This window comes from Erythrobacter sp. WG (assembly GCF_026586795.1).
In the GTDB taxonomy this organism is placed as follows: Bacteria; Pseudomonadota; Alphaproteobacteria; order Sphingomonadales; family Sphingomonadaceae; genus Erythrobacter.
In genome coordinates this window covers 30612-48998 of the sequence record NZ_JAPFGY010000026.1, presented here as the reverse complement: position 1 = coordinate 48998, position 18387 = coordinate 30612, and the positions used below count along the sequence as shown (strand labels likewise).

At 68.7% G+C, this 18387-nt stretch carries 15 protein-coding genes and 1 pseudogene; 7 read left to right on the top strand and 9 right to left on the bottom strand.

What is annotated here, in order from left to right; genetic code table 11:
- Nucleotides 1–1152: pseudogene (locus OPU67_RS12955) on the top strand (hypothetical protein); the annotation flags it as partial.
- Nucleotides 1153–1155: 3 nt separating this feature from the next.
- Here OPU67_RS12955 and OPU67_RS12950 read toward each other — a convergent pair.
- Nucleotides 1156–2355, bottom strand: a complete 1200-nt coding sequence (locus OPU67_RS12950; protein WP_267620243.1) for an NAD(P)/FAD-dependent oxidoreductase — start codon at nucleotides 2353–2355, stop codon at nucleotides 1156–1158.
- Between the two features lie 192 nt (nucleotides 2356–2547).
- Here OPU67_RS12950 and OPU67_RS12945 point away from each other — a divergent pair, with 192 nt between their 5' ends.
- The 5 genes from OPU67_RS12945 to OPU67_RS12925 all read left to right on the top strand — a co-directional run bounded on the left by OPU67_RS12945 (nucleotide 2548) and on the right by OPU67_RS12925 (nucleotide 6313).
- Nucleotides 2548–2754 (top strand): hypothetical protein, encoded by a 207-nt coding sequence (locus OPU67_RS12945; protein WP_267620241.1) that lies wholly within the window; start codon nucleotides 2548–2550, stop codon nucleotides 2752–2754.
- Nucleotide 2755: 1 nt separating this feature from the next.
- Nucleotides 2756–3079 carry an HPF/RaiA family ribosome-associated protein gene (locus OPU67_RS12940; protein ID WP_267620239.1) on the top strand — a complete coding sequence of 108 codons (324 nt, stop codon included), beginning with the start codon at nucleotides 2756–2758 and terminating at the stop codon, nucleotides 3077–3079.
- A 10-nt stretch (nucleotides 3080–3089) separates the two neighbouring features.
- The gene (locus OPU67_RS12935) at nucleotides 3090–3497 is read left to right on the top strand and encodes a host attachment protein (RefSeq protein ID WP_267620237.1); all 408 of its coding nucleotides are present in this window, start codon (nucleotides 3090–3092) and stop codon (nucleotides 3495–3497) included.
- Between the two features lie 69 nt (nucleotides 3498–3566).
- Nucleotides 3567–5600, top strand: coding sequence for an excinuclease ABC subunit UvrC (gene uvrC / locus OPU67_RS12930; RefSeq protein WP_267620236.1), 2034 nt, complete (start codon nucleotides 3567–3569; stop codon nucleotides 5598–5600).
- 107 nt (nucleotides 5601–5707) lie between these two features.
- On the top strand, nucleotides 5708–6313 hold the full coding sequence (locus OPU67_RS12925) for a beta/gamma crystallin-related protein (protein WP_267620234.1): 606 nt from the start codon (nucleotides 5708–5710) through the stop codon (nucleotides 6311–6313).
- Nucleotides 6314–6376: 63 nt separating this feature from the next.
- On the opposite strand, the gene OPU67_RS12920 is transcribed toward OPU67_RS12925, so the two are convergent.
- From OPU67_RS12920 to OPU67_RS12910, 3 genes are all read right to left on the bottom strand, one after another.
- Nucleotides 6377–7318, bottom strand: coding sequence for an OmpA family protein (locus OPU67_RS12920; protein ID WP_267620232.1), 942 nt, complete (start codon nucleotides 7316–7318; stop codon nucleotides 6377–6379).
- Between the two features lie 184 nt (nucleotides 7319–7502).
- Entirely contained in the window at nucleotides 7503–9320 is a 1818-nt protein-coding gene (locus OPU67_RS12915) for a DUF885 domain-containing protein (RefSeq protein ID WP_267620230.1), read from the bottom strand.
- A 105-nt stretch (nucleotides 9321–9425) separates the two neighbouring features.
- Nucleotides 9426–10922 carry a carotenoid oxygenase family protein gene (locus tag OPU67_RS12910; RefSeq protein ID WP_267620228.1) on the bottom strand — a complete coding sequence of 499 codons (1497 nt, stop codon included), beginning with the start codon at nucleotides 10920–10922 and terminating at the stop codon, nucleotides 9426–9428.
- Between the two features lie 128 nt (nucleotides 10923–11050).
- On the opposite strand from OPU67_RS12910, the gene OPU67_RS12905 reads away from it, so the two are divergent.
- The gene (locus tag OPU67_RS12905) at nucleotides 11051–11866 is read left to right on the top strand and encodes a universal stress protein (RefSeq protein WP_267620225.1); all 816 of its coding nucleotides are present in this window, start codon (nucleotides 11051–11053) and stop codon (nucleotides 11864–11866) included.
- A gap of 81 nt (nucleotides 11867–11947) precedes the next feature.
- Here OPU67_RS12905 and OPU67_RS12900 read toward each other — a convergent pair whose 3' ends face one another.
- The 5 genes from OPU67_RS12900 to thiL form a co-directional block, all read right to left on the bottom strand.
- Nucleotides 11948–12871, bottom strand: a complete 924-nt coding sequence (locus OPU67_RS12900; RefSeq protein WP_267620223.1) for an acyl-CoA thioesterase — start codon at nucleotides 12869–12871, stop codon at nucleotides 11948–11950.
- A 22-nt stretch (nucleotides 12872–12893) separates the two neighbouring features.
- Nucleotides 12894–13772: a cupin-like domain-containing protein gene (locus tag OPU67_RS12895; RefSeq protein ID WP_267620221.1), complete on the bottom strand. Its 879-nt coding sequence runs from the start codon at nucleotides 13770–13772 to the stop codon at nucleotides 12894–12896.
- Complete coding sequence (locus OPU67_RS12890; protein ID WP_267620220.1) at nucleotides 13769–14911, bottom strand: GNAT family N-acetyltransferase; 1143 nt, start codon at nucleotides 14909–14911, stop codon at nucleotides 13769–13771. The genes OPU67_RS12895 and OPU67_RS12890 overlap by 4 nt, the downstream gene beginning before the upstream one ends.
- Before the next feature lie 180 nt (nucleotides 14912–15091).
- The gene (locus OPU67_RS12885) at nucleotides 15092–17245 is read right to left on the bottom strand and encodes a sodium-translocating pyrophosphatase (protein WP_267620219.1); all 2154 of its coding nucleotides are present in this window, start codon (nucleotides 17243–17245) and stop codon (nucleotides 15092–15094) included.
- A gap of 193 nt (nucleotides 17246–17438) precedes the next feature.
- Entirely contained in the window at nucleotides 17439–18296 is an 858-nt protein-coding gene (thiL, locus tag OPU67_RS12880) for a thiamine-phosphate kinase (RefSeq protein ID WP_267620218.1), read from the bottom strand.
- Nucleotides 18297–18387 lie beyond the last annotated feature (91 nt).

Sequence of the window (18387 nt, the reverse complement as noted above, 5' to 3'; positions counted from 1 at the left end):
GCGGGCGGCTTCGCGCCGAGCCCGATGCAGCGCGAGCAGTTCATGGCCTTCCGCACGCGCCTGTGCGCCGAGGACGGGCTCGCCTTCGTCGGGAAGCTTGCCGCCGCGATCGACAGCGGCGCGGACATCTCGGCCGACTATCCGGGCGTCGACGCCAAGGCGCTCGCGCCGATGCTCGCGCGGTTCCGGGGAGCGGACGGCAAGATCGATCCGGCGCGGCTCGAACAGTTCCGCAGCCGCATCTGCGCGATGGACCCGGCGGCGATGGGCGCTGGCGGTCCGCCGCGCATGATGATGCAGGGCGGACCCGGCGCGCCGGGCGCCCCCGGCGGCGGTATGCCCCCGGGCTTTGCCGCCTTCCGCGAACGGGCCTGCGGGCCGGACGGCGTGGCCGCGATGACCGCGCTGATCGGCAAGATCGAGCGCGGCGAGGATGTCTCGGCCGAGCTGCCCGGCGTCGATCCGGCCTTCATCAAGATGGCGCTCGACCGTTCGCGCGATGCCAGCGGCAAGATCCCGCCCGAGGCGATTGCCCGCTTCCAGCAGCAGTTCTGCGCGATGGCCCCGCAGGCTCCCGCAGCCGGCGCGCCGGGCGGACCAGGCGGTGCGGGCGGTGCGCGCGGTGGTGCACCGGGCGGCGGGCCGGGCTTCAACCCGCTCGCCATGCGGCCGCAGGGCTGGCGCTATTTCGTGAACCTCACGCACACGCTGGAGCTCGCCAACGAGATCCTGATCGCCCCCGGCCTCCAGCCGCTCGACCAGCTTGACGGCCAGGCGACCGGCGCCTTCGGCCTGCCGCGCAATTCCAGCCGCCTCGAGGCCGGTGTGTTCGGCAAGGGCGTCGGCTTGCGCGTGTCGGGCATCTACACCGGCAGCACCCGGCTCGACGGTTCGGGCCTGCCGGGCAGCACCGATATCTTTTTCGACGACATCGTCACCTTCAACCTGCGCGTCTTCGCCAACATGGCGGAGCTCACGGGCAAGAACGAGGGCGTGTGGAAGGACCTGCGCGTCAGCCTGATCGCCGACAACCTGTTCGACGCCCAGCGCCGCGTGCGGGATTCGAGCGGGGCGACACCGATCAACTACCAGCCCTTCGTGATCGACCCGCTCGGCCTCTACCTCGGGATCGACATCCGCAAGCTGTTCTGAGGATCAGGGCCGGGCGAGCGCCTCTGCCAGCGCTTCGGCGCAGGCGTGGCCGCTCGCCCAGGCCCACTGGAAGTTGTAGCCGCCGAGCCAGCCGGTAACGTCGACCGCCTCGCCGATCGCATAGAGGCCGGGAGCCTTCGTGGCCGCCATCGTCCGGCTGGAGAGTTCGGCGGTGGCGATGCCGCCTGCGGTGACTTCGGCCTTGGCATAGCCTTCCGTGCCATTCGGGGCGAAGCGCCAGTCGGCGAGCTTGGCCTGCGCGGCGCGCAGGTCCTTGTCGCCGAGGTTGCCGAGTTCGCGGTCCAGTGCCAGCCGGTCCGCCAGCGCATCGGCGAGGCGGCCCGGCAGGCGTTCTCTCAGGAGTGTGCGAAGATGCGCGCGGGGGCGGTCGCGCTTGGCTTCGACCAGCCAGTCGCTCGAAGCATGGGGCAGGAAAGTGATCCCCACCGGCTCGCCATGCCGCCAGTAGGACGACACCTGGAGGATCGCCGGGCCAGACAGCCCCTTGTGGGTGAACAATGCCGCTTCGGCGAATTCCGTCTTGCCGGCCCGAGCGCGCACCGGCGCGGCAACGCCTGACAGCTCGCGGAACAGCGCATCCTCGCCGCCGAGCGTCAGCGGGACGAGCGCGGGGCGGGGCTCGACCACCTTGAGGCCGAACTGACGGGCGAGCCGGTAGGCAAAATCGCTCGCCCCCATCTTGGGGATCGAAGGGCCGCCGGTCGCGATCACCAGCGCGGGCGCGTGCCACGTGCGGCCATCGGCGGCGGTGACGGTGAAGGTGCCATCCTCGCCGCGCGCGACATCGACCACATCGACCCCGCAGGTCAGCGTCACCCGGTCCGCCGGACACTCGTCGAGCAGCATCGCGACGATCTGCTTGGCCGAACCGTCGCAGAACAGCTGTCCCAGCGTCTTCTCGTGCCAGGCGATCCCGTGCTTCTCGACCAGCGCGAGGAAATCGGCAGGCGTGTAGCGGGCTAACGCGCTCTTGGCGAAATGCGGGTTGGCCGAAAGGTAGTTGGCCGGCCCCGCACCGAGATTGGTGAAGTTGCAGCGCCCCCCGCCCGAAATCAGGATCTTCTTCCCCGGCGCTTCGGCTCGCTCCAGCAAAGCGACGCTGCGGCCCCGCTGCCCGGCCTGTCCGGCGCAGTAGAGCCCGGCCGCGCCTGCGCCGAGGATGATGACGTCATAGTTGATCACCGCTGCGGCGATAGGGCGAAACCGTGGCCGATGCCAAGGCTCCCCGCGCAGCCGGTGCGGCCTGTCCCGCGCAGGACGTCGGGCTGTCGTGTCTGGGCTGTGCAGGAGGAACGGGGCTTGGTCGTCATCTGTTGAAGCTGCATGGGGCCGCGTGAGGCGGCCTGATGAACATACGACGGAAAGGCTGTCCAAGTGACTGACAGAACGCAGAAAGACATCGCGGAGAAGGCCATGAAGCTGAAGGCCGACGGCGCGGCGGCGCCGGATTACCTCGAACATCAGGAAGACACCGCCGGCGACGGCCCGATCGCCGAGCGCAACCGCGAGGAGCCGGTGATGGGCGCCCTCGATGCCGAAGGCCAGCGCCCGGTCCTCGAACGCAGCCGAAAGGTGCGCTGACATGGAGATCCGCTTCAATTCCGACAACGCCATCGAAGGCTCCGCCGACATGGCACAGGCGGTCGAGGAGCGCCTGACGGAGCGGCTCGAAACCCGCTTCGGATCGCGCCTGACGACCATCGAGGTCCACGTCCGCGATGTCGATGGCGACAGCAACCGCGCCGACGGTGTCGAGGCCCGGCTCGAGGCCCGGCCGCGCGATGGCCAGCCGATTTTCGTCGCCGAACGGGCCGAAAAGCCGCTCGAGGCGGTCAACGCCGCGCTCGGCACGCTCGTCACCCGTCTCGACACGGTGTTCGGCAAAGCCGACCGCCACCGCAAGTAGGAGCACCCCCATGCAGATACCCGACGGGGCCCACGTGGCCGTGATCGACGGCGAGCGCTTCCTGTGGCTGCGCAATAGTGGCGATGCGGTGCATCCCAACCTCGAGAACTTCGGCGCGCCGGACCTCGATCCGACCAACCGGAGTTCGGGCAAGATGCGCCACTCGATCACCACCAACCAGCACACCGGCAACGATCTCGATGAGGCGGCGCACGTGGCGGCGGCGGCGGACTGGATGAACCACCAGGCCAAGACCAATGCTATCGAGCATTTGATCGTGGTCGCCGACAAGCGCTCGCTCGGCGAACTTCGGCGGCACTATCATATCGAGCTGGAGAAGCGGCTGGTCGGCGAGATCGGCAAGGCGGTCACCAACCAGCCGATCGACGAGATCGCGCAGACCATCGCCGCAGCCTGACCGCACAGGGCTGCGCAAGGATGCAGGGGGCGATTGCCAATCGCCCCTTGCAGTCCCTATCTGGCCCGCATGGCCCGAACCCCTGCCGGCACCCCCCACGACCCCCGCGGTGCGGAACGCTTCAACGAGGAGCGGGCCGCCAGGACGGTGGCCAGCGCCCAGCCCGATCTCGAAGGCGGGGTAAAGGCGATTCGCGATACGGTGCGGGTCCTGAAGCCGGTGCCCGGCGTCTACCGGATGGTCGATGCGCGCGGCGAGGTGCTATATGTCGGCAAGGCGCGCAGCCTCAAGGCGCGGGTGGCTAACTACACCCAGATCGCCCAACTCTCCGGGCGGCTCCAGCGGATGGTCAGCCAGACGCGCAGCATGGAGATCGTCGTCACCCGGTCGGAGGCCGAGGCGTTGCTGCTCGAAGCGCAGCTCATCAAGCGTTTCCGCCCGCCGTTCAACGTGCTGCTGCGCGACGACAAGAGCTTCCCCTTCATCCTGTTGCGCGCCGATCATGCCTTCCCGCGTATCCAGAAGCACCGCGGCGCGCGGCGGGCGAAGGGGAACTACTACGGGCCCTTCGCGAGCGCGGGGAGCGTCAACACAACGCTGAATGCCCTGCAGAAGCTGTTCCTGCTGCGAAGTTGCACCGACAGCTTCTTCAACAACCGCGACCGGCCGTGCCTGCTGTATCAGATCAAGCGCTGTTCAGGCCCCTGCGTGGGACGGATCAGCGCGCCCGACTACGACGTGCTGGTGCGCCAGGCGAAGGACTTCCTCGCGGGGAAGAGCTCGGCTGTGCAGGCCGATCTCGAGCGGCAGATGGCCGAGGCCGCGGCGAACCTAGACTTCGAGACCGCGGCGATGCTGCGCGACCGGCTGCGCGCGGCGACCTTCATCCAGGGGAGCCAGGCGATCAACGCCGCGGGGCTCGGCGATGCCGACGTCTTTGCGCTTGCCGCCAAGAGCGGGCAGATGACGGTGCAGGCCTTCTTCATCCGCGGCGGGCAGAACTGGGGCCACCGCGCCTTCTTCCCGCGCCACACGGCGGAGGTCGACGAGGCGCAGGTGCTCGCCGATGTCATGCTGCAATTCTACGAGGAGGTGCCGCCGCCGCCGACGATCCTCGTCGATCGGGAGGTGCCTGAGCGCGAGTTGATCGAGGCGGCGCTGTGCGAGCTTGCGGGGCGGAAGGTCGGCATCTCGGTTCCCGAGCGCGGCGATCGGCGCAAGCTCATGCAGCAGGCGCAGCGCAATGCCGTCGAGGCGCTCGAGCGGCGGCTGGCGGAGAGCGGGACCAAGGCCAAGCTCAACCGCGAGCTCGCCGAGTTCCTCGAACTGGACAGCCCCCCGCAGCGGATCGAGGTCTACGACAACAGCCACATCCAGGGCACCAAGGCGGTCGGCGCGATGGTGGTGGCGGGGCCGGAGGGTTTCGAGAAGTCGCAATACCGCAAGTTCAACATCCGCGAGGCGCAATCGAACGACGATTTCGCGATGATGCGCGAGGTGATGGCGCGGCGGTTCCGGGCGTGGCGTGAAGAGGAAGAAGAAGGGCCCACCCCCAGCCCCTCCCGCAAGCGGGAGGGGAGCGAGACTTGGCGAGCCGAAGGCGAGCCTAGTCCCAGCGGGGTGGGCAAGGGGGGCCATGAGACCCTTCTTCCCGACCTCATGCTGATCGACGGGGGCAAGGGGCAGCTCTCCAGCGTGATGCGCGTGCTGGAGGAGATCGGTCTTGCCGACGAGATCGCGGTTGTCGGCATCGCCAAGGGACCGGGGCACGGGCGCGAGGGGCGCGAGGTGTTCCACTTTCCGGACGGGCGCGAGAAGATGCTGCCGGCGGGCTCGCCGCTGCTGTTCCACTTGCAGAACCTGCGCGACGAGGTGCACCGCTTCGTCATCGGCGCGCACCGGGCGAAGCGCTCCAAGGCGATCACCGCCTCGCCGCTCGACGAGATCCCCGGCATCGGCCCGGCAAGGAAGCGCGCGCTGTTGCTGCACTTCGGCACCGCCAGCAAGGTGCGCGCCGCCGCGCTCGAGGACCTGCAACGCGCCCCCGGCGTCAGCGCAACGGTCGCGCGCAAGATCTACGACTTCTACCACGCGGGCGGCTGACCGGCGCTGGTCCCCCTTTCGCTTGCAGCATTTTTTCTTGTCGCTCCCCGCAGCTTGTCCCATCCTGCCGATGGAACACAGCACACTTTTCGGGGGGAGACGGATTTATGACCTTGCAACGCTACGCGCTTGTCGCCGGGGGGCTGCTGGCCGCCGCCGGCGTGACGGTGGCGGCCGCTCAGGACGATCGGATGCTGCGGCCGCCCGCCCAAGCCGAGGCTATCATCTACCGTGACGCCAACTACAAGGGTCCGGCGGTCAACATCAGCCGCGCGGAGCCGGACCTCGGCCTTGCCTGGCGGGTCAACGCGATCCGCGTCAACAGCGGCGAGTGGCAGCTGTGCGAGCGGCGCAATTATGGCGGCAATTGCCGGACCATCTCGCGCGATACACCGATCCTCGGGCTGCGCGGCATCGAGGTGCAGTCGATGCGGCCGATGGGCTGGGGCGGTAGCGGCGGCGGGCGGCCGGGCGAACCGGGCCGCAACCCGAGCCTGCGCGGCATGGCGGCCGAGTTCTATCCCGCACCGGCGATGAACGGCTACCGCGTCGAGGCGTGCGAGACCGGCAGCGCCACTGCCTTCTGCGCGCGCCGCAGCGCCGAGCAGTTCTGCTCCAGCATGGGATGGCGCACGGCGGCGCGGCAAGCGATCGAGACGGTGCGCGGGCGGGCCTATCTCGCCGACGTGCTGTGCAGCAACACCGGAACCTGACGCCCGCGCACGAAAAACGGGGCGGGCCTTTGGGCCCGCCCCGCATCACGCTTTGCCCGAAGCTTACTGGCGGGCGACCTGCTGCCGGTCGTCCAGGGCCTTGCTCACCAGCACGTTGACAGACACGCGGCGGTTCTGCGCTCGGCCCTGCGGCGTGGAATTGTCGGCCGCCGGATCGGCGGTCGCCATGCCGGTCGGCGTCAGCATCCGGTAGGGCTTCCACTTGCACACCTGCTGGAGGTGATTGACCACCGCCGCGGCGCGCTTTTCCGACAGGGCCTGGTTGAACTCCTGCGATCCGGTGATGTCGGCATAGCCGAGCACCAGCAGCAGCGAGTTCTCGCTCTGCTCGGCCTGCGCGGCGGCATTGCACAGCTCCGCCTTGTAGGCCGGGGTGAGCGTGGCCTTGCCGGTTTGGAAGTAGACGTTCGAGGTGGACACCAGGTTGTACTTGTCGATGTCGCCGAGCCGCCCGCGCAGCGCCTCGGTCGCGGCAGCGTTCTGGCGGATGGCCTCACCCTGTTCGCCGAACTGCTGCTGCGTGCCGCCGCGGATCATGGCCGCGATCTGCCGGTCGTCGCTGGTGAAGCGGACCTCGCTGGCGACGAGACCCTCGCCGTATTGTGACGTCTTGACGATCACCGGCAGGCCGTTGACGAGCGCGCTCTGGTCGAGCGTCTTGTTGCCGATCCCGAGGAAGCCGCCACGGGTGCGGATCTCCGTTTCGGGGTGCAGCGTCACGATGGTGTTGCTGCCGTCTTCGGCAGTGATCTGAACCCGCCCGCCTTTGCGCGCGGTGATCATGCCGGTGACCTTCGGCCCGTCCTGCAGTTCGGCAAGCGGGGGAAGTTGGCCATAGACGGTGGTCAGCACCTCGCCCTGGTCGCCGGTGGCGGCAGGGTCAGTAGCGGTGCTCGACTGGGCCGAAAGGCCGCTGGCGCCGGCGGCCGCGAGAGCAGCGGCGAATGCGATATTGCGGCTGTAGGGGAAAGTGGTCTGTTTCACTGTTCATGCTCCTGCGCTGCGGTCCGCGATCCCTTGAGCGGCCCGAAATGGGTCTGCGCAAGGCGTGCGTGTTGATAGCCACCTTTCTGCCAGATGAACAAGATGCTCCTGATGGCCCAGCGAGCGGGCCATCGGGGCAGTTCTTGCGGCGGGCTGTTGTGCGCGGAGGGGCCGGGTGGGGGGCTTAGCCAGCCGCCTGCGCGGCGATCCAGCGGTCGATCTTGGCCTCGAGCACCGTCAGCGGCAGGGCGCCGGTGTTCAGCACCTGCTCGTGAAAGGCCTTGATGTCGAACCGCGCCCCCAGCTTGTCGGCGGCGCGCTTCCTCAGCTCCTGGATCTTGAGCGCGCCGATCTTGTAGGCGAGTGCCTGACCCGGGATGGCGATGTAGCGGTCGACTTCGGCGACGACCTCGGTGCGGGTCATCCCCGAGTTCTGCATCATGAAGTCGATCGCCTGGTCGCGGGTCCAGCCCTTGGCGTGGATCCCGGTGTCGACCACCAGCCGCATCGCGCGTAGCTGCTCGTCCTGAAGCGTCCCGTAGCGGTTCCAGGGGTTCTTGAAGAAGCCCATCTCCTTGCCCAGGGTTTCGGCATAAAGCGCCCAGCCTTCCGCGAAGGCAGTGGTCCCGCCGAAGCGCATCAAGGCCGGCAGCGCCTCGTTCTCCTGCGCGAGGCTGATCTGGAAGTGGTGCCCCGGCGCGCCTTCGTGAAGGTAGAGCGTGACGTTGCCCGGCGTCAGGCGGCTCGGCAGGTCGTAGGCGTTGAAGTAGAACACGCCCGGCCGCTTCCCGTCGGGCGAACCCGACTGGTAGGACCCGCCCGCCTCGAACTTCTCGGTCGAGGGATCGTAGGGCCGGATTTCGAGCGGAGATTTGGGCACCAGCGAGAACAGCGCGCCGATCCTGGCATCGACTTCACGGCCGATGCGGTAGTAGTCCTGCGTCAGCGCCTCGCGGCTCTTGGGCTGGAACCTTGGATCGGTGCGCACATAATCGAAGAACTGGGCCTGTGTGCCCTTGAACTTCACTTCCTTTTGCAGCGCCTCGAGCTCGGACTTGATCCGGGCGACTTCGGACAGGCCGAGCTGGTGGATGGTCTCGGCATCGAGCGGCAGCGTCGTCGATTCCTCGATGGCGCGGGCGTAGAGCTTGTCGCCGCCCTTCATCTGCGAAAGACCGATGCTCTCGCGCGCGGCGGGTAGATATTCGTCGCGCAGGAAATCGCGCAAGCGGGTGTTGGCGGCGTAGATCGCCCTCGTCTTCGCCTCGTAGGCCGCGGTGAGACGCGCCTTGTCCGCGGCGGAGAAGCTGTCCGGGAACATGGTGGTCGGACCCATGTACTGCGATTGCGCGATCGGCTGGGCGAGCTGCGTGTCGAGCTGCGAGACCATGATCTCGGTCGTCAGCCTCGTCTCGAGCACGCCGCTCTTCATTCCTTCGCGGAATCTGGCGATCGCCCGGTCGACGAAGGCGATGTAATCGTCGTGCCGGGTGAGGTTATCCTCATAGTTCTGTAGCGTCTTGAACGGCGCCACTCCGGTGCCGCTGGCGAAGGTCGGGTAGTAGGTGTGCAGCCCGAAGAAGTGATTGAGCGGACGCACCTCGGTGAGCGCGCGCATTGCGTCGCTGTAGCCTTTGAGGTTGGTCTCCTGCGTGTACTTGAAGACGTCGTAGGCGAGCTGATCGGTCGCGTTGAGCTTGCTGCGGTCGATCTGCGCCAAGAGGGCGAGGTTCAGCTTGATGTCGGTGCGGCCGGCGAGAAAGGCCGAATCCGTCAGCTGGTCGCCAAGGCGGCCTGCATTGCTGTCATCGCCCCGGAACAGCCGACTCAGGGGATTGAGCGCGAGCTCGCGCGCGTCGGCATCGTCGAACAGGGCGAAGAGCTTGTCGTGCTCGGACTGGGCCGCGGCGGCAGCGGCGGGGGCAGGTGCGCTCTGCGCGAAGCCGGGCTGGGCGGTGAGGAGCAGCGCCGTCGAGGCGGCGAGAGCAAGGCGCAAGGTCATTGAGGAAAGTCCCGTCGATATGTGCAGTCGCGGTCGGTTAGGCCCGGGCGCGCGCGCGCACAACCCGAGGCGCGACGAGGGGCGAAGAGGTCTCGACCGGTGTCGTCAGGACGCGGCGAAGCGCCCTGCGTGAAACGCCGCGTCGGCGCGCAGCTGGTCGTGCTCGACCCACACCGAATGGGTGCCCGAACAGATCTTGTGCGGCAGGGCCAGCCGGCAGATCGGACCCTTGGCGATGTCCGCAGCGTCGAGGATCGCGCACTCGGAGGTGCCGGCGTTCTCGTCGATCAGGAAGGTGACGAGGTAGCCATCATCCTCGTTGGTCGCCCCCTTCCGGGGGATCATCGGGCTCTCGCTCGCATAGACCCCCTCGGGGAGGCGATAGACCTGCTCCTCGCCCGTCCCGGTGTCGTGGCGCACGTAGCCGTTGAACAGGAACCAGCCGGGCCGCGAGGTGGTCGACCAGACGTAGCGGCTCTGACGCATGGCGAAGCGCGGGTTGATCATCCCGAATTCGACGATCCGCTCCGACAATCGCTCCTCGCGCGTTTCGCCCGTCTTGAGGTTGAAGCGCCAGCGGTGAAGGCGGCTCTGGAACGAGTGCTCGTCGACATAGGCCATCATGTGGCTGTATTTGCCCATTTCCTCGAGCGGATCGGGCATGGGCTTGGTCTGGTGATAGCCCTCGAGGATCACCTCGTCACCCTCCTCCCAGGCGTTGGTCCAGTGGAGCACATAGGTGGGGGAGGCCTCGAACCAGCGGATGTCTTGCGGCTGGCCGCGGCGCGGGATCAGGCCGAAGCGGGTGGGCACGCCCGGATGGAGCCGCGCCGCGTGGATGTTCCGCCCGAGCAGCTCCTCGTCCCAGTAGAGCGGCATATCGTTGAGGATCGACCAATTGGGTGTGATCGCCATGTCGTGCGGCAGGCGCGGGCCGGGCAGCGGCACGGGGACATAATGCTCAAGCCGCCCGTCACGGCCCACGACGCCGTAGTGCATGAAAGGCGCGTGCTTCGAATAGTTGAAGAACATTAGCTCGCCCGTCCCCTCGTCGACCTTGGGGTGGGCCGAGATCCCGTCCAGGGGAACCCACGGCGCCTTGCCGAGGCTCGCCAGCGTCACCGGATCGAGCATCCACGCCTCGCCGCACTGGTAAAGGGTCGCATAGGCAATGCCGGCGTGAACGATGATGTCGGTCGAGCCCGTGTCCTTCAGCCCCCCATGCGCGCCGAAGCCGGGTCGCACGCTCGTTCCCCAAGGGTCCATCAACCCGCCCCACAGGCTGCGGCCCGCGATCTGCTCCGCCTCGAAGCAATGCGTCCGCACGAAGCGGTTGCGGTAGCTCGCCTTCCCGCCCGAGATGTTGACCTGGTGGATCATCGCGTCGCCATCGAAGGGGTGATGGCGCCCGAGCGGCTGGTGGACCTGGTTCTCGGTGTTGCGCAGGTAGATGCCGTCGATGTCAGGGGGGATCGCGCCCTCGATCACCGGCAGTTCGGCAACGTCCACCTCCTCGTGCAGCGGTGTCCACGGCCCCGACAGATAGGGGTGGTTGGACGGCTCCAGCGATGTCCTGACCGGCGGGTGGCGCGTGATCTGCATGGGCTCTCTCCCTCGCGCCGAAGGATGCGCCACGGGGGCGGGGCTGGCAAGAGGGGCGATTTTGATCGCGATCAAGGCTGCCGGGGCATTTTCGACCGATTCTCGTCTCCATCATTGGGAGACAGGCCATGAAATCGATTCTGCTGCACATCGACCACGATCCGGCGATGGCCGCGCGCCTGCAGGTCGCGCTCGACATCGCGCGGGCCACCAACGGCCACATCACCTGCCTTGAGGCGATCAGCTACGAGGTCTTCACGCCGGGCGATGTCTATGGCTCGGCGATGGCCGCCGCGATCCCGGTGATCAAGGAAAACGCCGAACGCCTGCGTGCCGAGGTCGAGGCCGATCTCGCCAACGAGGGCGTGCCGTGGGACTGGCGCTTCACCTACGGGATCGCCGCCGAACGGCTGCTCGACGCGACCCCGCTTGCGGATGTGGTGATCCTCGGATCCGCCGAACCCGGCACCACCGGGCGCGGCCCGTCCTCGCTGGTCGGCGATGTGGTTCTGAAGGCGCGCGCTCCGGTGCTGGTGGTGCCGCAGGACTCGCGCGGCTTCGATGTCGGCGCGCCGATGCTGGTCGCCTGGAACGGCTCGCCGGAAAGCGCCCATGCCCTGCGCGCGGCGCTGCCGCTGCTTGCCTGTTCGTGCCAGGTGACGCTCGCGAGCGTGACCGACTCCGATCCGGGCGAGGATCTCGCGCTGCCCTCCACCGAAGGCGCGCGCTATCTCAGCCGCCACGGGATCGCGTGCGAGATGGTCGAGCTGCCGGATGGGCAGGCCTCGGTCGCCGACACGCTGTTCGCCGCCGCGCGGGCGCGCGACTGCGCGGTGGTGGTGATGGGCGCCTATGGCCGCCCGCGGCTTGCCGAGATGCTGCTGGGCGGCGTCACCCGCCAGATGCTGAGCGAGCCGCCGATGCCCGTGCTACTGGCGCATTGATCTTGGGCAGACCCCATGCCCTCGTCATTGCGAGGAGCCGGAGGCGACGCGGCCTTCGGGTCGCAATGACGAACAGTAAGCCTATCCCGTCACCCGCTTGCGCATCATGCCTTCCTGCGCGACGCTCGCCACCAGTTCGCCGCGCTGCGTGAAGATCCGCCCGCGGTTGAAGCCGCGCCCGCCACCGCTCCACGGGGCGTCGGTGGCGTAGAGCAACCATTCGTCCGCCCGCGCGTCGCGGTGGAACCAGATCGCATGATCGAGGCTCGCCCCAACCAGTTCGTTGCGCATCCATGAAAGGCCATGGGGCAGGGCGCTGGTGCCGAGCAGGGTGTAGTCGGAAGCAAAGGTGATGATCGCTCGGTGCAGTTCGGGCGTGTCGGCCTCGCCCGTGATCGGCGCATTGACCCGGAACCAGGTGTGGGCGCGCGGCGCGCGCGGTTCGCGGCTCATCCAGTGGAGCGCGTCGCAGGTGCGCATCTCGATCGGGCGCGGGCGCAGCATCATGCGGCGCTGCTGCTCGCTGAGGCGATCGCCCCACTGTTCGGCGATTGCGCGGCGCTGGTCCATGTCGGCGCGCAGCGCGTCGGGCGCGGGAACGTCCGGCATGGCGGCGTCGATATGCTCCAGCCCCTCTTCGGGTTGCTGGAAGCTGGCGGTGAGGTTGAGGATCGGGACCGCGATCCCCTCCTCGTTCTCCTGCGCCGCCACGACGCGGCGGTTGGCGAAGCTCCTCCCGTCGAAATCGCGCTCGATCCGGTACTGGATCGGCGCGCCCTCGCGCCCGCCGCGCAGGAAATAGGCGTGGAGCGAATGCGCCCGCTTGCCGTCGGTGACGCTCGCCTGCGCCGCCTGCAAGGCCTGAGCGAGCACCTGCCCGCCGAACACCCGCCCGATCCCGTCGTCCTGCGGGGGGCCGGCGTAGATATCGGCGGCGCGCTTCTCGACCGTCAGGAGCCGGACGAGGCCGGCGACCAGTTCTGCATTGGTGGGTGTCTCGCTCATGGCACGCGGCCATGCTTGCGGTTTACGCGCCCGTCAATCCGAGTTTGCGCAGGGCGCGGAAGGCATAGGCCTTGGTGTAGTTCTGGTGCGGGAAGCGACCGGGCGCCGCGGGCGCGAAGCCGCGCGCGCGCAGGATCGCATTGAAGATCCGCGCGTCGCTCTCCCGGTAAGACCATTCCGAGCGCCAGGTTATCGACAGCGACACCGAAGGCGCGGGGCCGTTCTTGACGAAATGCGGGGCCATGACGGGCACGAACAGCGCCTCGCCGGGTGCGAGCGGGAATTCGGTGCCGTGGGCGAGGAAGCTTTCCTTCCACTTGAGCTCGCGCGGGCCGCCGGAATGGTAGGTCTCGTGCGCCTCGTCCGGCACGAAGCGGGTGTCGCCCGCCGGGAACTGGGTCATCGCCTTGGTGCCGCGGATCTGGAGCAGGATGTTGTGCTCGGGATCGAAGTGATAGGGCGTGACCGAGCCGGGCGAGGATACGAAAATGAACCCCTGCGGGGTCAGCATCGCGCCGGTCGCCGCTTCGATTTCGGGGCGGATTTCCTCGAGCAGGCCCATCAGGAGGTCGCGATATTCGGGCACCTGTTCGATGTTCTTGAGCACCGCCCAGCTTTCCGCCTCGGCGACCTTGCGGATCGTCTCGGCGATGGTGAGGCCGTTCGAGCCCGGCTTGCCGTCGACCCCGATCGGCAGGTCGCCCCGGTTGTATTCCACCGAGGCGATCGGCAGCCGCTCGGCGAGCTGCGCCAGAGCCTCGATCTCGAGCAGCGGATGGGCGGTGAGGCCGTGCTTCAGGATGTGCGGCTGCTCCGGGTAGTGCGCGGCGAAGGTGCTGCGCGCGGCGGTATCGAAGACCGGCGCGGCGAGCGCGTCGGTGAAGCGGGCGGGGGCGTTCATGCGGTCCTCCTCGGTCGTGTCTCGTAGGCCTCGAGCAGGCGGAAGGCGGCGCGGCGCAGCGGGCCGCCGATTGCGATGTTGCGGCTCACCATGCGGCGGCCACCTTTCCACAGGCGCTCGATCATCGGGTGGCCCTCGGCGGCGCAGCTGTCGGCCCAGGCGATGCCGGGTCGCTCCAGCAGGGCGAGGTTTTCCAGCTGCAGAAGCACGCCGGGCGAAAAGCGCGCGAGGCGTTCGTCGAAGGCGGTCTTGAAGCTGAAGGCGCCCGGCGGGGCGATGAAGTTGACGAGCATCGCGACGGCCCGCCCGTCGAGCCGCAAGGCGAGCCGCTCGAGCCGCCCGGCCGACGCCGCGCCTGCCAGCGTCTCCTCGAACAGCGCGCGCGTGTCGGGCGCCGACGCGAGTGCCGAGCCCGCAGCGCCCTTCCATCCGGCGGCTTCCAAGGACAGGAACTCGGCGGTCCATCCCGCCAGTCCTTCCCCGCCGCCGAGCCGCTCGAAGGTCAGCGTGCCTTCTTCGGCAAGGCGGTTGTGCTGGCGGCGCAGCTCCTTGCGTTTCTTGGCGCTCATGGCTGCTGCAAGGTAATCCGCAGCGCTCATGTCGCCCGACAGGAGCGCGCGGGTTTCCTCGCCGGTGACATAGGTTGCCCGGCGCCCGCTGGCGAGGACGCGTTCCAGTGCGGCGTGCGCAGGCCCCTCGGCGGGGAGCAGCGGGAAGTGCGCGAAAAGGCTGCCCCGGGCGTGCCGACCGAAGTGGGCGATCAGCGCCTCCCAGAAGGCGTCCTCATGGCCCGCCGCGATCAGCGGCACGCCGGCAAAGGCATTAGGGTGCAGCCAGCCGCGCACATGGGGCACGCGGTGCCCGTAATAGGACCGGCTCGCCAGCAGCGGGACGAGCCCGGCAAGCTGCTCGCCCCGGAACCACGCCGCCACGCGCACCGTGCCCGCCGCATCGAACTGCCGCAGCGAGGGGAGGAGGAACCACGGCTCGAAGAAGGGATTGGGCTCTACGGCGCGAAGGGCGAGGCGTTCCCAGGCGGCGCGGAAGGCGGGCTCGGCCACCTCGGCATGGGTCAGCAGACGCAGTTCGCCCGGCGGCTCGGCGGCCGGAGCGAAGCTTTGCGCGGACTGCATCTCCATCGCCGTTAACCCTGCGTGGCCGCGTCGCTACGGGCCTTCTCGGGGCGTGATGCCACAGGGCGATTAAGAAAGCCTCAGCGCCTGGGGGACCTGTCCAAGGCAGGGACACGCGCCGTGGTTAAGATGAACCCCGCCGGGATCGCGCCCGGCGGGGTGGAGGATGTCACCGGCTTGCGCGGATCAGGCCGCGCCGTGGGCCAGCGCCGCGAGCAGCAGCAGGGCGACGATGTTGGTGATCTTGATCATCGGGTTCACGGCAGGCCCGGCGGTGTCCTTGTAGGGATCGCCGACCGTGTCGCCCGTCACCGCCGCCTTGTGGGCTTCGGAGCCCTTGCCGCCGTGGTGGCCGTCCTCGATGTACTTCTTGGCGTTGTCCCACGCGCCCCCGCCGGCAGTCATCGACAGCGCGACGAACAGCCCGCCCACGATCACGCCGAGCAGCAGTGCGCCGAGCGCCGCGAAGCCGTTTTCCTGCCCGGCGATCGCGGTGATGACGAAGTACACCACCACGGGCGCGAGCACCGGCAGCAGCGAGGGGATGATCATCTCCTTGATCGCCGCCTTGGTGACGAGGTCGACGGTGCGGGCATAGTCGGGCTTGGAGGTGCCCGCCATGATCCCCGGATTGTCGCGGAACTGGTTGCGCACGTCGAGCACCACGTCGCCCGCCGCCCGGCCCACCGCGGTCATGCCCATCGCCCCGAACAGGTAGGGGAGCAATGCGCCCAGCAGCAGGCCGACGATCACGAAGGGATTCTCGAGGCTGAAGTCCACCAGCAGGTTCGGGAAGAAGGCCCTGAGGTCGGTCGTGTAGGCGGCGAACAGCACCAGCGCGCCGAGGCCCGCCGAACCGATCGCATAGCCCTTGGTCACGGCCTTGGTGGTGTTGCCGACCGCATCGAGCAGATCGGTCTTCTCGCGCACGGAATCGTCGAGCCCCGCCATCTCGGCGATCCCGCCGGCGTTGTCGGTGACCGGGCCATAGGCGTCGAGCGCCACGACCATGCCGGCCAGCGCCAGCATCGCGGTCGCGGCATAGGCGATGCCGATGAGGCCGCCCAATCCGTAGGCGATGATGATCCCGGCAACGATCACCAGCGTCGGCAGCGCGGTCGATTCAAGGCTGATCGCGAGCCCTTGGATCACGTTGGTGCCGTGGCCGGTCTCCGACGCCTTGGCGATCGAGCGCACCGGGCGGTACTTGGTGCCGGTGTAGTATTCGGTGATCCAGATGATGAGCCCGGTGATAGCAAGGCCCAACAGGGCGCACCAGAACAGGTCCATGCCGGTGTAGCCCATCGGCGCCACCGCCTCGCCTGTCGCCGGGTCGATCGGATCGAGCGGGCCCGCCGGCTCCGCGCCGAGCACGGTCCTCATGTCGCCGAGCGCGAACTGCATCACCGCATAGATCGCCGGGATCGAGGTGACGGCGGTGACGATGAAACCCTTGTACATCGCCCCCATCACGTTGCTCCCCCCGCCGAGGCGCACGAAGTATGTGCCGAGGATCGAGGTGACGATGCACACGCCGCCGATCAGCAGCGGCAGGGCCATCATCGGCAGCAGCTGGTCGCCAAGCCCCTGGAAAAGCAGCGCGGTCAGCACCATCGTGGCGCCGACGGTGACCACGTAGGTCTCGAACAGGTCGGCGGCCATGCCGGCGCAGTCGCCTACATTGTCGCCCACGTTGTCGGCGATCACCGCCGGGTTCCTCGGATCGTCCTCGGGGATCCCCGCCTCGACCTTGCCTACGAGGTCCGCGCCGACGTCGGCCGCCTTGGTGAAGATCCCGCCGCCCAGCCGCGCGAAGATCGAGATCAGCGAGGCGCCGAAGGCGAGGCCGACGAGGCCGTCGATCACGGTGCGGCTCGAGGGGGTGAGGCCCATCGGCCCGACCATGACGGAGAAGAACACCGCGATGGCGAGCAGCGCGAGGCCCGCCACCAGCATCCCCGTGATCGCGCCCGCGCGGAAGGCGAGGGTGAGGCCTGCCTGAAGGCCTTTCGAAGCCGCCTCGGCGGTGCGCACATTGGCGCGCACCGAGATGTTCATCCCGATGAAGCCCGCGACCCCCGACAGCACCGCCCCGGTGACGAAGCCGATCGCGGCGGTGGTCCCGAGCGCCACGGCGACGATCGCGGCGACGACGACGCCGACGATCGCGATGGTGGTGTACTGGCGATTGAGGTAGGCCTGCGCGCCCTCCTGGATCGCCGCGGCGATTTCCTGCATCCGCGCATTGCCGGCGCTGGCGCCGAGGACCTGCGAGCTGGTGACGATGCCATAGGCAATGGCAAGCACCCCCAGCCCAATCGAAATGAGCAATAGATTCATGGGCAATCCCCTCCCGTCCCTGTGTCGCAGCCGTCTGTGCGGCTTGCGCAGCGCCGCCTTGTGATCCCTCGGGCGCGGGGGGCAGTCTAGGGGCTCGCGGGGGGCTGGCAAGCCCGCCCGAGGGGCGCGTCCACCTTTTGCGACGAAATCGGCCGGAAGCGAGCGGGGGGCGGCGATCGGGGCGGAGGGCGGTTCAGCCGTGGCGGTAGCCGAGCCCGGCGGGTTCGGCGAAGGCCTTGCCGTCGAGCAGCAGCGGGGCGGCGGCCCGCGCGGTGACGGTGCCGATGCGGTGCGCGGGGACGGGCAAACGGGCCTCGGGCGGCGCGGTGAAGAGCAGCTCGTAATCGTCGCCCCAGCGGATGCATTCCTCGGCGCGGGCCCGGTCGGCCACGGGAATGTCTCGCAAATCCAGCGCGATAGTGACCCCGCTCGCCTCGGCCATGCGGAAGGCGTCGAGCAGCAGTCCGTCCGAGACGTCCATCATTGCGCTCGCCAGCGGGGCGAGGGCGCGGCCCTCGGCGAGGCGGGGGACGGGGCGGTCGAAGGCGGCGCGGTGTTCGCGATCGCCCTCGAAGCCGAGCATTGCCCGGCCGACCGGGCCGGTCAGCCACACCCCGTCGCCGGCCCGCGCGCCGCTGCGCGAGGGCACGGGAGCGTGGGTCGCCCGCCCGATGGCCGTCAGGCCGAGGGCCCGCTCTCCTGTCCCCTTCACCGTGTCCCCGCCGAGCAGCGGCACGCCAAGCGTTTCAAGTGCCTCACCCAACCCCTTGAGAAACCGCGCATCGTCGCGGCCCAGCATATGCCCGAGCAGCACGCCCACCGGCTCGGCCCCCTTGGCGGCGAGATCGGAAAGATTGGTGGCGACCAGCTTCCATGCCACATCGGCCATGTCGGCGTCCGCGCGGAAGTGGGTACCCTCGGCCAACATGTCATGCGTGACGAGTAGGGTTTCTCCGCCCACCGGCAGCACCGCGCAATCGTCCAACAACCCGCGCGCGGCGGGATGAAGGGGGAGGGCCCTCAGGGCGGCGATGAAGTCGGGCTCGTTCATTGGGGCTGCCCATACCCGTTCCGGGCGGGCCTGTCGAAGCTGGCGATGTTTCACGTGAAACACCGCCGCGACGCCGGGCTGGAGAGGGTCT

Bases quoted from the DNA above. Each gene is read 5' to 3' on its own strand.
- OPU67_RS12940 (WP_267620239.1), top strand. From the start codon at position 2,756: ATGGAGATCCGCTTCAATTCCGACAACGCCATCGAAGGCTCCGCCGAC.
- OPU67_RS12935 (WP_267620237.1), top strand. From the start codon at position 3,090: ATGCAGATACCCGACGGGGCCCACGTGGCCGTGATCGACGGCGAGCGC.
- uvrC (WP_267620236.1), top strand. From the start codon at position 3,567: ATGGCCCGAACCCCTGCCGGCACCCCCCACGACCCCCGCGGTGCGGAA.
- OPU67_RS12925 (WP_267620234.1), top strand. From the start codon at position 5,708: ATGACCTTGCAACGCTACGCGCTTGTCGCCGGGGGGCTGCTGGCCGCC.
- OPU67_RS12915 (WP_267620230.1), bottom strand. From the start codon at position 9,320: ATGACCTTGCGCCTTGCTCTCGCCGCCTCGACGGCGCTGCTCCTCACC.
- OPU67_RS12910 (WP_267620228.1), bottom strand. From the start codon at position 10,922: ATGCAGATCACGCGCCACCCGCCGGTCAGGACATCGCTGGAGCCGTCC.
- OPU67_RS12905 (WP_267620225.1), top strand. From the start codon at position 11,051: ATGAAATCGATTCTGCTGCACATCGACCACGATCCGGCGATGGCCGCG.
- OPU67_RS12900 (WP_267620223.1), bottom strand. From the start codon at position 12,871: ATGAGCGAGACACCCACCAATGCAGAACTGGTCGCCGGCCTCGTCCGG.
- OPU67_RS12895 (WP_267620221.1), bottom strand. From the start codon at position 13,772: ATGAACGCCCCCGCCCGCTTCACCGACGCGCTCGCCGCGCCGGTCTTC.
- OPU67_RS12890 (WP_267620220.1), bottom strand. From the start codon at position 14,911: ATGGAGATGCAGTCCGCGCAAAGCTTCGCTCCGGCCGCCGAGCCGCCG.
- OPU67_RS12885 (WP_267620219.1), bottom strand. From the start codon at position 17,245: ATGAATCTATTGCTCATTTCGATTGGGCTGGGGGTGCTTGCCATTGCC.
- thiL (WP_267620218.1), bottom strand. From the start codon at position 18,296: ATGAACGAGCCCGACTTCATCGCCGCCCTGAGGGCCCTCCCCCTTCAT.